The organism is Streptomyces sp. NPDC059373 (genome assembly GCF_042751495.1).
Lineage (GTDB): Bacteria > Actinomycetota > Actinomycetes > Streptomycetales > Streptomycetaceae > Actinacidiphila.
Genome location: NZ_JBHYXC010000001.1, coordinates 876572 through 888869 on the forward strand (window position 1 = coordinate 876572; position 12298 = coordinate 888869).

A 12298-nucleotide genomic window follows, 5' to 3' on the forward strand; every position below is an offset into this window, starting at 1 on the left:
GGAAGGGCCGGACATGACCGACCCCGCTTTCCCGGTGGCACTGGAGGATGATCCGACCCCGCTCGTGCTGTCGGTCGGACGTACTCTCCGGGCCAGTGCCCGTGTCCCCGAACTGCTCCGCCTGATGGAGACGCTCCAGGAGACGGTTGTCGTCAAGTCGAAGGACGACCCGCAGGCGGCCACCATCCGCTTCGGGAACGGCGGGGTCGCGGTCGACCATGGCGCCGTCGGCGATCCCGACGTCGTTCTCACGGTGAACCTCGCCGACCGGTTCGCCGTCGAGTCGGTCGGCGGCGCCGAGTCCGGCTCGCCTCTCGTGAGCGCCGTACGCCGGATCCTCGAACCGCCCCTGCCGCCATGGCAGGTTGCGGCGCTGGCCTTCTGGGAGTTCACCTCCGGCGACACCGGCATGCCGCAGCAGCTGGTCATCGGGTGCAGGGAGGAAGAACTCGTACTCGGCGCCGGCACCCCGCGCTATTTCATCGGCGGCGACGCGGAGAAGCTCGCGCGGGTGTTCACGGGGACCGATCTGTTCCTCGACGAGGTGTACGTGGGCGCGCTGGCCGTCCGGGGCACCATGACCCAGCTGTCCGTCATGGCGGGAGCATCGATGAAGGTGAGGTTCCATGCCTGAGAACATCGACGACTGGCTGCGCGAGCACCGCATCGAGTCCGTCCGGGTCGAGGGGACGAACCTGGAAGGGTCGTTCATCGGGAAGAACGTGTCGTGCCGGAAGTTCAGCTCCGGGCTCACGTCTGGATTCGCCTTCGCCGACGTCGCGTTCGGGCTCGACCTGGGCAACGCGCCCCAGTTCGGGTTCGCTATGCCGCAGTGGCGTGGCGACCTCGCGGACATCTTTCTGCACGCCGATCTGTCGACGCTCATCGAGTGGTCCCCGGGGCGTGCCTCGGTCATCGGCGGCTTCTGGGCTCCGGACGGCTCCACGGTCTCGGCCTGTCCGCGTAATGCCCTGCAGCGTATGACCGGGTTGCTCGCCGAGCGCGGATACCAGGCGAAGGTCGCCGTCGAGATCGAGGCCACCGTCTTCGAGGAGTCGATCCAGGAGGCCCGCGCCAAGGGCTACCGCGGCCTCACCCCGCTGGGCGGCAGCGCGGGCTCCGCCTACCACCTCGCCAAGTCCAAGGACTGGGAGGACTACATGCTGGCGGTCGCCCGCCGGCTGGAGGAACTGGGCATCCCGTGGGAGGCCTGGGGCGACGAAGCGGCGTCCGGCCAGATCGAGTTCAACGTCGCCCCGGCCGATCCGGTGACGGCGGCGGACTACTGGGCGCGGACCCGGCAGGTCATGCGCGAGGTCGCCTTCGAGCAGGACCGTTGCGTGTCGTTCATGGCCAAGTGGTGCGACGAGTACGGGCAGGCCTCGCACATCAACGTATCCCTTGAGCAGGACGGGCAGAACGCCTTCTACGACGAGGCCGGCGGTCTCTCGGACGTCATGAACCACTTCCTCGGTGGCGTCATGGCCACCCTGGTCCCCGCGACCTCGTTCGCCATGCCGACGATCACCTCGTACCGCCGTGTCCAGGAGCTGGAAGGGCCGCCGACGACCGTCGCGTGGGGCGTGGGCAACAAGACCACAGCCGTACGTGCCGTGACCGGCCACCCGAAGTACTCCCGCCTGGAGTACCGGACCCCCGGCGCCGACGCGAACATCTATCTGGTGCTGGCGGCCGTTCTGGCCGGCGGAATCGCGGGCCTCGACGGCAAGATCGACCCGCCCGCCCCGTTCGACGACATGGCCTGGTGCCTCCCCCCGGGAGCGACGAAGATCCCGAACAGCATCAGCAAGGCCGCCGACGCGCTGCGCGCCGACACCCTTCTGACCGGCGTCCTCGGGCAGGAACTGGTGGACTACTGGCTCGGTACAAGGCAGTGGGAGTGGCTGCAGTTCCACACCACGGGCGGTGTACCCGACACCGGGCTCACCGACTGGGAGTCCAACCGCTACTTCGAGCTGCCGTGATGGCCGCCGTGATCGACGCGGCGGTCCTCAACGCCGCACCGGGTGAACTGGACATCGAAAAGCTCCAACTCGACGAACCGGGACCGGACGAGGTGCTGGTCCGGGTCATCAACGCCGGGCTGTGCCATTCGGACCTGCACGAGATCAACGGCACGTTCGAGACGGATCCGCCGATCGTCCTGGGCCATGAGGCCTCCGGGGTGGTGGAGGCCGTGGGCTCCAATGTCATCGGGCTGCGTGTCGGCGACCATGCCGTGACCTGCCTCTCGGTGTTCTGCGGGCGCTGCGGATACTGCACCAACGGCCAGTTGACGCTGTGCGAGAACCGCAACAGCCTCTCGCACGACCGGCCCCGCCCCCGCCTGCTCAACGCGGCCGGCAGGCCCGTACGTCCCACGGCGGGCATCGGCGCCTTCGCCCAGGCCATGGTCGTCCACCAGAACGCCCTGGTGGCCATCCCCGAGGCCATGCCCCTGGCCACCGCCAGCATCCTCGGCTGCGCGGTGACGACAGGCCTGGGCGCCGTCTTCCGCAGCGCACGGGTCCAGCCGGGCAGCAGCGTCGTGGTGATCGGCACCGGCGGCATCGGCGTGGCGGCGATCCAGGGCGCGAGGATCGCCGGCGCCGCCCAGGTGGTGGCCGTGGACATCGTCCCGGAGAAGCTGGCGGCCACGACGCGCTTCGGCGCCACCCACACGGTGAACGCCCGCGAGACCGACCCCGTCGAGGCCGTACGCGAACTCACCCGTGGCGGCGCCGACTTCACCTTCGAGGCGGTCGGCAGCAGCCGTACGGTCGAGCAGGCCTTCGCGATGCTCAGGCCGGGCGGGCTCGCCACCGTCGTGGGCATGGTGCCGGACACCGCACCGATCTCCATCAGGGGATCGGAGCTCTACCTCCAGGAAAAGCGCCTCCAGGGATCGTTCATGGGATCGAACCAGTTCAAGGTGGACGTGCCGCGATACATCGACCTGTATCTGCAAGGACGCCTGCTGCTCGACGAGATGGTGTCCGAACGCGTCACCCTCCACACCATCAACGACGGCTTCAAGACGCTGAGTTCGGGCAGTGCGACCCGCGTGGTCGCCGATGTGGGGTGGCTGTGATGAAACCACTGATCGGCATTACGGGACGTCGGCTGACCGCCGGTCTCGTCGACCAGATGGACCCGAGATTCGCCGGGCGCCACTTCGACTTCTTCTTCTCCGACTACGCACGCCGGGTCGCCGAAGCCGGCGGCATCCCCGTCCACCTGCCCTTCGAGGCAGGCTCGGCGGACGCGGCCGAGCGGCTGGACGGTCTGATCGTCACGGGCGGCCAGGACATCCACCCCCGGCAGTGGGGCGGGGACGAGAGCGCGGTGGCGGCCGACGGCAACCCGCGGCTCAGCAGCATGGCCCACGACGTCGAGCGTGACGCCTACGAGGCGGTGCTGATCCGCGCCGCAGTCGCCGGCGGTGTGCCGGTGCTCGGAATCTGCCGGGGCCATCAGATGCTCAACGTCGCCCTCGGCGGCCGGCTTGTGCCCGACCTGCCCGCGAGTTCCGTGAAGCACTACTCGCCGAACGCGGCGCCGACCGACGGCGAGGCCGACCACGTGGTGACCTTCACGCCCGGCTCGCTGGCCGAGGCGGTGTACGGACCGAGCGCGCGGGTGAACTCCTGGCACCACCAGGCGGTGGACGTCTGCGGCGACGCACTGGTGATCTCCGGGCGCGCGGCGGACGGGGTCGTGGAGTCGATCGAGATCCCGGGCCGTCCGGTCCTGGGCGTGCAGTGGCATCCCGAATGGCAGGCGTCCGGCGATCCGGGCTTCGCCTGGCTGACCGCCGCCGCCACCGCCCCCCGCCCCGTCGGCCTCTCCACCCGCTGAAAGGAAAACGCCACTCATGAGCACGACGCGTAAGCCCGCACCCGCCACGAAGGACGAGTGGCTCAGCCTGCTCCGGTCCACGTCCCTGCCCCAGGGAATGTGGGTGGACGGCGCCTGGGCGGGCGCCCGCAGCGGAGCGACCTCTCCGCTGGTGTCCCCGCGTGACGGCCAGATCGTCGCGCACCTTCCGGCAGCCGACGAAGGTGACATCGACGCCATCGTCAAGAGCGCCCACAAGGCGTTCCTCAGCGGAGTCTGGTCACGTCTTGAGCCGCGCGAGCGGGGCGAGGTGCTGATCCGCTGGGCCGACCTGCTGGAGGAGCACCGCGACGAGATGGCGCTGCTGGTGGCGCTGGAGATGGGTAAGCCGGTCACCGACGCCTGGTTCATCGAGCTGCGCACCACCATCAACCTGATCCGGTGGTACGGGGAACTGGCCGACAAGCTCATGGACGAATCCCCCCGGGGCCGCGGGAAGGCGCTGGCGGTGGTGAGCCGCGAGCCGCTCGGGGTGGTCGCGGCCATCACGCCGTGGAACGTCCCCATGACCCTGGCGACGTTCAAGGTGCCCGCCGCCCTGGTCGCCGGGAACAGCGTCGTCCTCAAGCCGGCCAGCCAGTCGCCGCTGTCCATGCTGCGGGCGGCGGAACTGGCCCATCAGGCAGGGGTGCCGGCAGGCGTTCTCCAGGTGGTCACCGGCAGCGGACCGGTCACCGGCGCCGCCCTGGGCCGGCACCCGGACATCGCGACCCTGACCTTCACCGGCTCCACCGAGGTCGGCAAGCAACTCCTGACCTACGCGGGCGAGTCCAACGCCAAACCGGTCTGGCTGGAGCTCGGCGGCAAGTCGCCGAACATCGTCTTCCCCGACGCCCCCGACCTGGCCGAGGCGATCAGAACAGCCGCCTGGGCGATCTCCTGGAACTCCGGCCAGATGTGCACCGCCGGATCCCGCCTGATCGTCCACGAGTCCATCCGCGACGAGGTCGTGGCAGGCGTCGTCGAACACCTCGCCGCTCTGCGCATCGGCGACCCGCTCGACCCGGCCACCCAGTTCGGACCGCTGGCCAGCAGGCGGCACCGCGACGAGGTCCTGGCCGAGATCGCCAAGGGCATCCAGAGCCCCGCCAAACTCGTCCTCGGCTCCGACCAGGCACTCGACCGCCTCGGATGGTTCGTGGAACCGGCCGTGTTCGTGGACGTCGACCCCGACAGCCGGCTCGCCCAGCACGAGATCTTCGGACCGGTGCTCTCCGTACTCACCTTCTCCGACGAGGCCGAGGCCATCGCGATCGCCAACAACACCGACTACGGCCTCGGCTCGGCGGTATGGACCAGCGACCTCGGCCGTGCCAACCGCATAGCCCGGTCCATCGACGCCGGAATGGTCTGGGTCAACTGCTTCGAGGAGGGCGACTCCTCGGTCCCCTTCGGGGGGCGCAAACTCTCCGGCCACGGCGCGGACAAGAGCACCCACGGACTGGACAAGTTCACCGCCCTCAAGATGACCTGGATCGCGCTGTGACGGCCACCCGGATCAGCGTGCTCGGCATGGGCCTCATGGGATCGGCGGTGGCGAAGGCGTTCCTGGACGCCGGGCACGACGTGGCCGTATGGAACCGCAGCCCGGGCAAGTGCGTACCGCTCGCGGATGCCGGCGCCCGTACGGTGTGGTCGCCCAGCGAAGCGGTGGCCTGGGGCGATGTGACGGTCGCGGTGCTCTCCGACTACCGGGCGGTCGAGGAGGTCGTGACCTCGATAGCTCCCGGGGTCGCCGCCACCGGGTCGGTGTTCGTCAACCTCACCTCCGGGGACGCCCACGGGGCGGCGGCCATGGAGAAGGCGCTCGCGCCGACCGGCATGACCTATCTCGACGGAGCCGTCCTCTCCTTCCCCAAGGACCTCGGCGGCACCGCGGACATCCTGCTCTCCGGTCCCGAGGCCGTCTGGGACATGTACAAGGACGTCCTCACCGCGATGGGCTCGGGCACGGTCCACACCGGACCGGTCATCCACGAGGCGAACGTCATCGACACCGCCGCCACAGGAGCCTTCCTCTGCGTCTCGCTCGGCGCCTTCTACGAGGCCAGCGCCTATGCGGCACACCACGGAATTGCGGCGGACCGGCTCGCCGGGCCCGCCATCCGGTGGCTGGAGCTGATGCGCGCCGAAATCCTGCAGGGCGTGGAGCAGATCACCTCCGGTGACTACGCGACCGACCAGGCCACCGTCGACACCTACGAGGCGGCCATGGCGATGGTCACCAACGCCATCCGGGCGACCGGCCGGCCCGCGAACATCCTCAGCGGATTCCTCAGCAATCTCAGGGCCGCCCAGACTGCGGGCTTGGGCGACAAGTCCCTGGCGGTCACCCACGAAGTCCTTAGCGGGAAGACCCCATGACACTCACGACCCGCGAGATTCACCTCGCCTCACGCCCCACCGGCTGGCCCGCCCACGACCACTTCCGTCTCGTCGAAGCCGAGCTTCCGGAGCCGGGCCCCGGGCAGATCCTCGTCCGTAACACCGTGATGTCGGTGGACCCGTATATGCGGGGCCGGATGAACGAAGGCCGGTCCTACATCGCCCCGTTCGAGGCCGACGCGGCTCTCGAAGGCGGCGCAGTCGGCGAGGTGATCAAGTCCTCCGACGACGCGTTCGCGGTCGGCGACATGGTCGTCCACGACTACGGCTGGCGCGAGCACGCCGTACTCGACGCCGCCCGGGCGAAGGTCATCGACACCGCCCGGGCCCCGGCGTCCGCGTACCTCGGCATACTCGGCATGACCGGCCTCACCGCGTACACCGGCCTCGTACGCATGGCCGAACTGAAGAAGGACGACATCGTCTTCGTCTCCGGGGCGGCGGGCGCGGTCGGCAGCGCGGTCGGCCAGATCGCGCGCAATCTCGGCGCATCCAGGGTCATCGGCTCGGCCGGCTCACCGGACAAGGTCCGCTATCTCCTCGACGAACTGGGCTTCGACGCGGCCTTCGACTACCACGACGGCCCAGTCGTCGAGCAGTTGGCCCGACACGCCCCGGACGGCCTCGACGTCTACTTCGACAACGTCGGAGGCGACCACCTGGAGGGCGCGCTCACTCACATGCGCGACTTCGGCCGCCTCGCGCTCTGCGGTTCCATCGCGACGTACAACAGCGAGCAGGAACCCGCCGGGCCCAGCAATCTGGGGCTCTCCATCGTCCGGCGGCTGAAGCTCCAGGGATTCATCGTGTACGACAACGAGGATCTCGCCGACGAATACCGGGCGCTGGCCACCGAATGGCTCGCCGATGGGCGCCTGACCTACAAGGAGACCTATTTCGACGGGCTCGACAATGCCGTCGACGCTCTGCTCGAAACTTTCCGAGGTGCCAACCTCGGGAAAATGCTCGTGCGGCTGGAGCACTGAACCCCCATGGAGACCGGAATGCGCAGGATTCGAGCGGTTGTGTACGGTGCCGGTGCCATGGGTGCCCTGGCCACCCGGCTGATGACCGAAAAAGACGTGGAGATCGTGGGCGCCATCGCCCGGAACCCCAGTAAAGTCGGCCGCGACCTCGGAGAGTTCGCGGGTATAGGCCATATCGGTGTCCCGATCGAGGCGGACGCCGAGCACGTGCTGGCGACCCACCGGCCGGATGTCGTACTGCACGCGACCCAGAGTTTCCTGCCGGAGATCCAGGAACAGCTGGCGCTCTGTGTGCGGCACGGCGCCAATGTCGTCACGATCTCGGAGGAGTCCTTCTACCCCTGGTCCTCGTCACCGGCCATCGCGGCCGAACTGGACGCGCTGGCCAAGCAGCACGGCGCGACGATCACCGGCTCAGGCCATCAGGACTCCTTCTGGCTCCACCAGGTCAGCGCCCTCCTGGGCACCGCACACCGGATCGACTCCGTGTATGGGAAGGCCACCTGGAACGCCGACGAATACGGCGCCGAGATCATCCAGAGCAAGCATGTCGGGGAGACCCTGGAGCAGTTCCAGGAGTCCATCGCCTCCGAGCACCGCCCCCCGACCTTCGGCGGCAATCTGCTCGCGGCGCTCGCCCAGGCCACCGGCCTGACGCCGAAGGAATGGAAGACCGAGATCAGCCCGGTCGTCGCGGAGGAGGACCGGCACTCCAACAGCATCGGTACCACCTTCTCCAAGGGGACCGTGATCGGCTACTCGGACATCGACGTCATGCACACGGTCGAAGGGCCCACCTTCACCTTCGAGATGTCGGGCTATATCTTCGGCGCCGGCGAGAGCGACATGAATCAATGGGTCATCAAGGGTGAGCCCGACCTGTTCCTCGACAACGGTGTGGTCCCCAGCTATACGACGACCTGCACCCAGTGGGTGAATCGCATCCCGGACGTCATCAACGCCCCCGCCGGATTCGTCACCCCCGATCAACTGCCCCCGCTGCGGTACCGGTCGATGCCGATGCACAGCTACGTCACCCCCGGTCGGCTCGCGTAAGCCTGACATCCACTGAAATTGAGGAGACACACATGAGCCGCACCATCGCGGTGGTCGGGCTGGGGCACATGGGTCGCAGTGCCCTCGGCATCCTGCTCGACCAGCTCCCCGACGCGCAGTTCGTGGCCCTGGACCGGTCCGAGGAAGCGGTCAAGTACGCGGAGTCCCTGGACCCGGGCCGGGTGACCGGGCGGCTCGCCGACGTATCGAAGGGCGAGGTGGACCTGACGGGCGTCGACGCCGTCGTCAATCTGACCGGCCCCTTTTTTACCGGTTCCGACGCCGTCGCGCGCGCGGCCCTGGCTGCGGGTGCGGCCTACGTCGACATCTGCGACGACGTCGAGGGCACCGAGGCCATCGTCGCCCTGCACGACGAGGCAAAGCAGGCGGGCCTGCCCCTCATTACCGGGGCCGGCCTCTCACCCGGCGTGTCCAACTGGATGGCCAGCCGCCTGCTGGACACCCACCCCACCGCCGACGGCGTCCAGGTCGTCTGGCTCGTCCACGACAGTGACCCGGGGGGCCTGGCCCCCCTGCGGCACATGCTGCACATGGCCGTGAACCCCTGCTCCGTCTGGCGGGACGGCGCGTGGGTGCAGTCGCCCGGCTTCGTACCCGCGACCGCCGCGTCGTATGTGTTCCCGCAGCCGCCGGCGTCATCGAGGCCTACGACACCGCTCACCCCGAACCGCTCACCCTGTCACGGCACTACCCGCAGCTGACGTACGCGAGCTGCAAGGGCGCTCTGCAGCCCGCCTGGGCCAACGCCGCCTTCTCCACCCTCGGCCGGATCGGCTTCGGCTACACCGACGTGCGGGTCGACATCGACGGCACTCAGGTCGAACCCGCCGAGTTCCTGTGGAAGCTCATGTGGGCCCGCTACAACAGCAAGCCCGCCAAGCAGAAGTCCAACGCCGCCTCGGGTGTCCTGGTCCAGGCCCTCAAGGGCCAGGAGGTCCTTGACTCGCTCGTCATCACCGACGATGCCCCGATGTCCCGCACCACCGGGCTCGGCGCCGCGGTGGCGGCGGTGGTGCTCATGGATCACGGTGCCGAGGCCGGGGCGTGGGGGCCCGAGGCGCTGCGCTGGGACGCGGCGTTGTCGCTGTACGAAGAGATCCTCGTCTCCCTCGCCGGTGACGGCGCCCGCATCTCGCGGGTCTAGCCCAGAGGTTGCCGCCATGCACACACAGCAGACCCTCCCGGCGGCCTTGCGGCACTGGGCAGGTACGACCCCGGACCGGGTGGCGCTGCGCCACGGAGCCGAGCACCTCACATACGCCGAACTGGACGCGAGCGTCGATCGCGTCGCCGGGGCACTGGCAGCGCGTGGCGCGGGTAGGGGCGACCGGGTCGTTCTCATCGGCCTGAACAGCGTGCCCTGGATCATGGCCTACCTGGCGTGCCTGCGTCTGGGCGTCGTCGTCGCTCCGGCCAACAACCGCCTCAACGCCACCCAGTTGCGCGACCAGTGCGACCTGCTGGAGGCGAAGGCCGTTCTGCACGACGCCGCCCACGCGGAACTCGTACGGGACATTGCCCGGCCGGGCCGCGAGGTGATCGAACTGGGCGACCTGGTGCGTACCGCCCAGGGGAACGAGTTCACGGTCCCGGATGCCCCGGACCCTGAGGACATCGCCCTCATCAGCTTCACCTCCGGCACCACCGGCGCCCCAAAGGGCGCGGTGCTCAGCCACGAGGCCCTCTACAAGGGTGCGCTCGCGGTCGCCGAGTTCCACGGCAGCACACCGGACGACAGCACGCTGATCCTCGTACCCGTATTCCACAACACGGGATTCAACGACCAGTTCGGGCACATGCTCGTCGCCGGCGGCTGCACGCACCTGCTGACCAAGTACCGTACGGGCGACGCGATCGCCGAACTGCGGGAGCGGCCCGTCACCTTCCTCGCCGCGGTCCCGAGCATCCTGCGCATGCTCATGATGTCCGACGAGGCCGAGCACATTTACGGACCCGCCGCCAAGCTGTTCTTCGGCGGCAGCCCGATGCCTGCCGCCTGGATCGACGAACTCCTCGCCCGCTGGCCGCATCTGCGGCTCACCCATGCCTACGGGCTCAGCGAGTTCACCTCGATCTGCAGCTTCCTGCCGCACGAACTCGTCGCCTCCAAGGGCGAGTCCGTCGGCCTGCCGGCCCCCCGCGTACACCTCAAGGTCGTGGACGACCAGGGCCACGAGCAGGCCCCGGGCCGGACCGGCGAGGTGTGGGTCACCGGCCCCACCAGGATGACCGGCTACTGGCGTCAGCCCGAGCTCACCGAGCAGAAATTCCGGGGGCAGTGGCTCCGTACCGGAGACCTCGGCTATCTGGACGACGACGGGCTGCTGTGGCTCACCGGACGGGTCGACGACGTGATCAACCGTGGCGGGGAGAAGATCCTTCCGTCCTTCGTCGAGTCCTGCATCGCACAGCGCCCCGACGTCGGCCAGGTCGTGGTCTTCGGCATCGAGGACCCCGTTCTCCAGCAGCGCGTGGCCGCCGCCGTCGAGCCCCGCCCCGACACCATGTTCAACGAACACGCCGCCCGCGACCACCTCGCGACGCGACTTCCCGACTACGCAGTTCCCGAACGCTGGGTGATCTACAAGAAGCTGCCGCTGACCGCCTCAGGGAAGGTCGACCGCCGCGAGGTCGCACGGCGATTCTCAGACGATGCCGCCTTGGGGGCGTGAGAGAGGAGAGGACTGCCCGGGGTCAACCGCTGAGGCGGTCGACCCCGGGCAGTCCTCTTGGGTCAGCCGCTGTAGTCGTAGAACCCGCGGCCGTTCTTGCGGCCCAGGTGCCCTGCGGCGACCATACGGCGCAGCATGGCCGGAGGCGCGTACAGCGGCTCCTTGTACTCGTCGTACAGAGAGTCGGCGATGGCCTCGGCGGTGTCGAGGCCGACAAGGTCGAGCAGCCGCAGCGGCCCCATCGGGTGGGCGCAGCCGAGCTCCATACCGCGGTCGACATCCTCCGCACTCGCCGAGCCGGACTCGACCATCCGGACGGCAGCGAGCAGATACGGCACCAGCAGGGCGTTGACCACGAAGCCCGAGCGGTCGGGGGCCTGGACGGTCACCTTGCCGAGCTGCTCGGTCGCGAAGCGGCGCGTGCGGTCCAGGGTGTCCGCGCCGGTGGTGAGAGCGGGGATCAGCTCGACCAGCGTCTGCACCGGGACGGGGTTGAAGAAGTGCATCCCGATGACGTGTTCGGGGCGCTCGGTGGCGACCGCGAGATCGACGATGGGGATGGAAGAGGTGTTGGTGGCAAGGACGGCCTGCGGGTCGGTGACGACCTTGTCGAGGGTCTGGATGACGTTGGTCTTGATGTCCCGGTTCTCGGCGACGGCCTCGATGACGAACTGACGGTCCGCCATGTCCCCGAGGTCGTAGGTGAACGACAGGTGGGTCAGGGCGAGGTCGCGTATCTCGACGCTCAGCTTGCCTCGCCGTACGCCGTGGTCGAGGGAATCGGTGATACGGCGCCTGCCGGCCTCGGCGGCGTCACGGGTGGCTTCGGCGACCAGGACGTCGATTCCGCCGCGCGCGGCGACTTCGGCGATGCCGGAGCCCATCAGGCCGCAACCGACAACACCGAGACGGGAGATGGTTTCCATGGCTGGGTCCTTGGTCCTTGGTGGCTTACGGGAGGTTGCGGGCCATGACGATGCGCTGGACCTGGTTGGTGCCCTCGTAGATCTGGGTGATCTTGGCGTCGCGCATCATGCGCTCGACCGGGTAGTCGCGGGTGTAGCCGTAGCCGCCGAGGAGCTGGACGGCGTCGGTGGTGATGTCCATGGCGACGTCGGAGGCGTAGCACTTGGCGGCTGCGCCGAAGAAGGTCAGGCCTTCCTCCCCGCCGCCTGCGTAGCTGCGTTCGGACTTGGCGGCGGCGGCGTAGGTGAGCTGGCGGGCGGCTTCGAGCTTCATGGCCATGTCGGCCAGCATGAACTGGATGCCCTGGAACTCGGC

12 protein-coding genes are annotated in these 12298 nt (G+C 68.9%); 10 read left to right on the plus strand and 2 right to left on the minus strand.

From position 1 onward, the window contains the following. The first annotated feature begins 13 nt into the window (after window positions 1-13). The 10 genes from ACFXJ5_RS04110 (at window position 14) to ACFXJ5_RS04155 (ending at window position 11017) form a co-directional block, all read left to right on the plus strand. Window positions 14-634 carry a hypothetical protein gene (locus ACFXJ5_RS04110; protein ID WP_384626442.1) on the plus strand — a complete coding sequence of 207 codons (621 nt, stop codon included), beginning with the start codon at window positions 14-16 and terminating at the stop codon, window positions 632-634. Next, complete coding sequence (locus ACFXJ5_RS04115) at window positions 627-1985, plus strand: glutamine synthetase family protein (protein ID WP_384626445.1); 1359 nt, start codon at window positions 627-629, stop codon at window positions 1983-1985. Before ACFXJ5_RS04110 ends, ACFXJ5_RS04115 begins: the two co-directional genes overlap by 8 nt. Next, window positions 1985-3091 (plus strand): Zn-dependent alcohol dehydrogenase, encoded by a 1107-nt coding sequence (locus ACFXJ5_RS04120; RefSeq protein WP_384626447.1) that lies wholly within the window; start codon window positions 1985-1987, stop codon window positions 3089-3091. Before ACFXJ5_RS04115 ends, ACFXJ5_RS04120 begins: the two co-directional genes overlap by 1 nt. Continuing rightward, window positions 3091-3858: a gamma-glutamyl-gamma-aminobutyrate hydrolase family protein gene (locus ACFXJ5_RS04125; protein WP_384626450.1), complete on the plus strand. Its 768-nt coding sequence runs from the start codon at window positions 3091-3093 to the stop codon at window positions 3856-3858. The genes ACFXJ5_RS04120 and ACFXJ5_RS04125 overlap by 1 nt, the downstream gene beginning before the upstream one ends. A 16-nt stretch (window positions 3859-3874) precedes the next feature. Then, window positions 3875-5383 (plus strand): aldehyde dehydrogenase family protein, encoded by a 1509-nt coding sequence (locus tag ACFXJ5_RS04130; protein ID WP_384626452.1) that lies wholly within the window; start codon window positions 3875-3877, stop codon window positions 5381-5383. After that, the gene (locus ACFXJ5_RS04135; RefSeq protein ID WP_384626454.1) at window positions 5380-6261 is read left to right on the plus strand and encodes an NAD(P)-dependent oxidoreductase; all 882 of its coding nucleotides are present in this window, start codon (window positions 5380-5382) and stop codon (window positions 6259-6261) included. The genes ACFXJ5_RS04130 and ACFXJ5_RS04135 overlap by 4 nt, the downstream gene beginning before the upstream one ends. After that, entirely contained in the window at window positions 6258-7268 is a 1011-nt protein-coding gene (locus tag ACFXJ5_RS04140) for an NADP-dependent oxidoreductase (RefSeq protein WP_384626457.1), read from the plus strand. Before ACFXJ5_RS04135 ends, ACFXJ5_RS04140 begins: the two co-directional genes overlap by 4 nt. A gap of 18 nt (window positions 7269-7286) precedes the next feature. After that, window positions 7287-8324 carry a dihydrodipicolinate reductase gene (locus tag ACFXJ5_RS04145; RefSeq protein ID WP_384626460.1) on the plus strand — a complete coding sequence of 346 codons (1038 nt, stop codon included), beginning with the start codon at window positions 7287-7289 and terminating at the stop codon, window positions 8322-8324. A gap of 32 nt (window positions 8325-8356) precedes the next feature. After that, the gene (locus ACFXJ5_RS04150; protein WP_384626463.1) at window positions 8357-9046 is read left to right on the plus strand and encodes a saccharopine dehydrogenase NADP-binding domain-containing protein; all 690 of its coding nucleotides are present in this window, start codon (window positions 8357-8359) and stop codon (window positions 9044-9046) included. A 459-nt stretch (window positions 9047-9505) separates the two neighbouring features. Then, complete coding sequence (locus tag ACFXJ5_RS04155) at window positions 9506-11017, plus strand: AMP-binding protein (protein WP_384626465.1); 1512 nt, start codon at window positions 9506-9508, stop codon at window positions 11015-11017. A 62-nt stretch (window positions 11018-11079) separates the two neighbouring features. On the opposite strand, the gene ACFXJ5_RS04160 is transcribed toward ACFXJ5_RS04155, so the two are convergent. Together ACFXJ5_RS04160 and ACFXJ5_RS04165 are read right to left on the minus strand one after the other, a co-directional pair. Continuing rightward, complete coding sequence (locus ACFXJ5_RS04160) at window positions 11080-11943, minus strand: 3-hydroxybutyryl-CoA dehydrogenase (RefSeq protein WP_384626468.1); 864 nt, start codon at window positions 11941-11943, stop codon at window positions 11080-11082. A gap of 25 nt (window positions 11944-11968) precedes the next feature. Next, window positions 11969-12298: acyl-CoA dehydrogenase family protein (locus ACFXJ5_RS04165; protein ID WP_384626470.1), on the minus strand; the 330-nt coding region annotated here is incomplete at its 5' end.

Excerpts from the sequence above, each read along its gene's own strand:
- ACFXJ5_RS04115 (WP_384626445.1), top strand. The coding sequence starts at position 627 with ATGCCTGAGAACATCGACGACTGGCTGCGCGAGCACCGCATCGAGTCC.
- ACFXJ5_RS04155 (WP_384626465.1), top strand. The coding sequence starts at position 9,506 with ATGCACACACAGCAGACCCTCCCGGCGGCCTTGCGGCACTGGGCAGGT.
- ACFXJ5_RS04140 (WP_384626457.1), top strand. The coding sequence starts at position 6,258 with ATGACACTCACGACCCGCGAGATTCACCTCGCCTCACGCCCCACCGGC.
- ACFXJ5_RS04120 (WP_384626447.1), top strand. The coding sequence starts at position 1,985 with ATGGCCGCCGTGATCGACGCGGCGGTCCTCAACGCCGCACCGGGTGAA.
- ACFXJ5_RS04160 (WP_384626468.1), bottom strand. The coding sequence starts at position 11,943 with ATGGAAACCATCTCCCGTCTCGGTGTTGTCGGTTGCGGCCTGATGGGC.
- ACFXJ5_RS04110 (WP_384626442.1), top strand. The coding sequence starts at position 14 with ATGACCGACCCCGCTTTCCCGGTGGCACTGGAGGATGATCCGACCCCG.
- ACFXJ5_RS04130 (WP_384626452.1), top strand. The coding sequence starts at position 3,875 with ATGAGCACGACGCGTAAGCCCGCACCCGCCACGAAGGACGAGTGGCTC.
- ACFXJ5_RS04125 (WP_384626450.1), top strand. The coding sequence starts at position 3,091 with ATGAAACCACTGATCGGCATTACGGGACGTCGGCTGACCGCCGGTCTC.
- ACFXJ5_RS04145 (WP_384626460.1), top strand. The coding sequence starts at position 7,287 with ATGCGCAGGATTCGAGCGGTTGTGTACGGTGCCGGTGCCATGGGTGCC.
- ACFXJ5_RS04150 (WP_384626463.1), top strand. The coding sequence starts at position 8,357 with ATGAGCCGCACCATCGCGGTGGTCGGGCTGGGGCACATGGGTCGCAGT.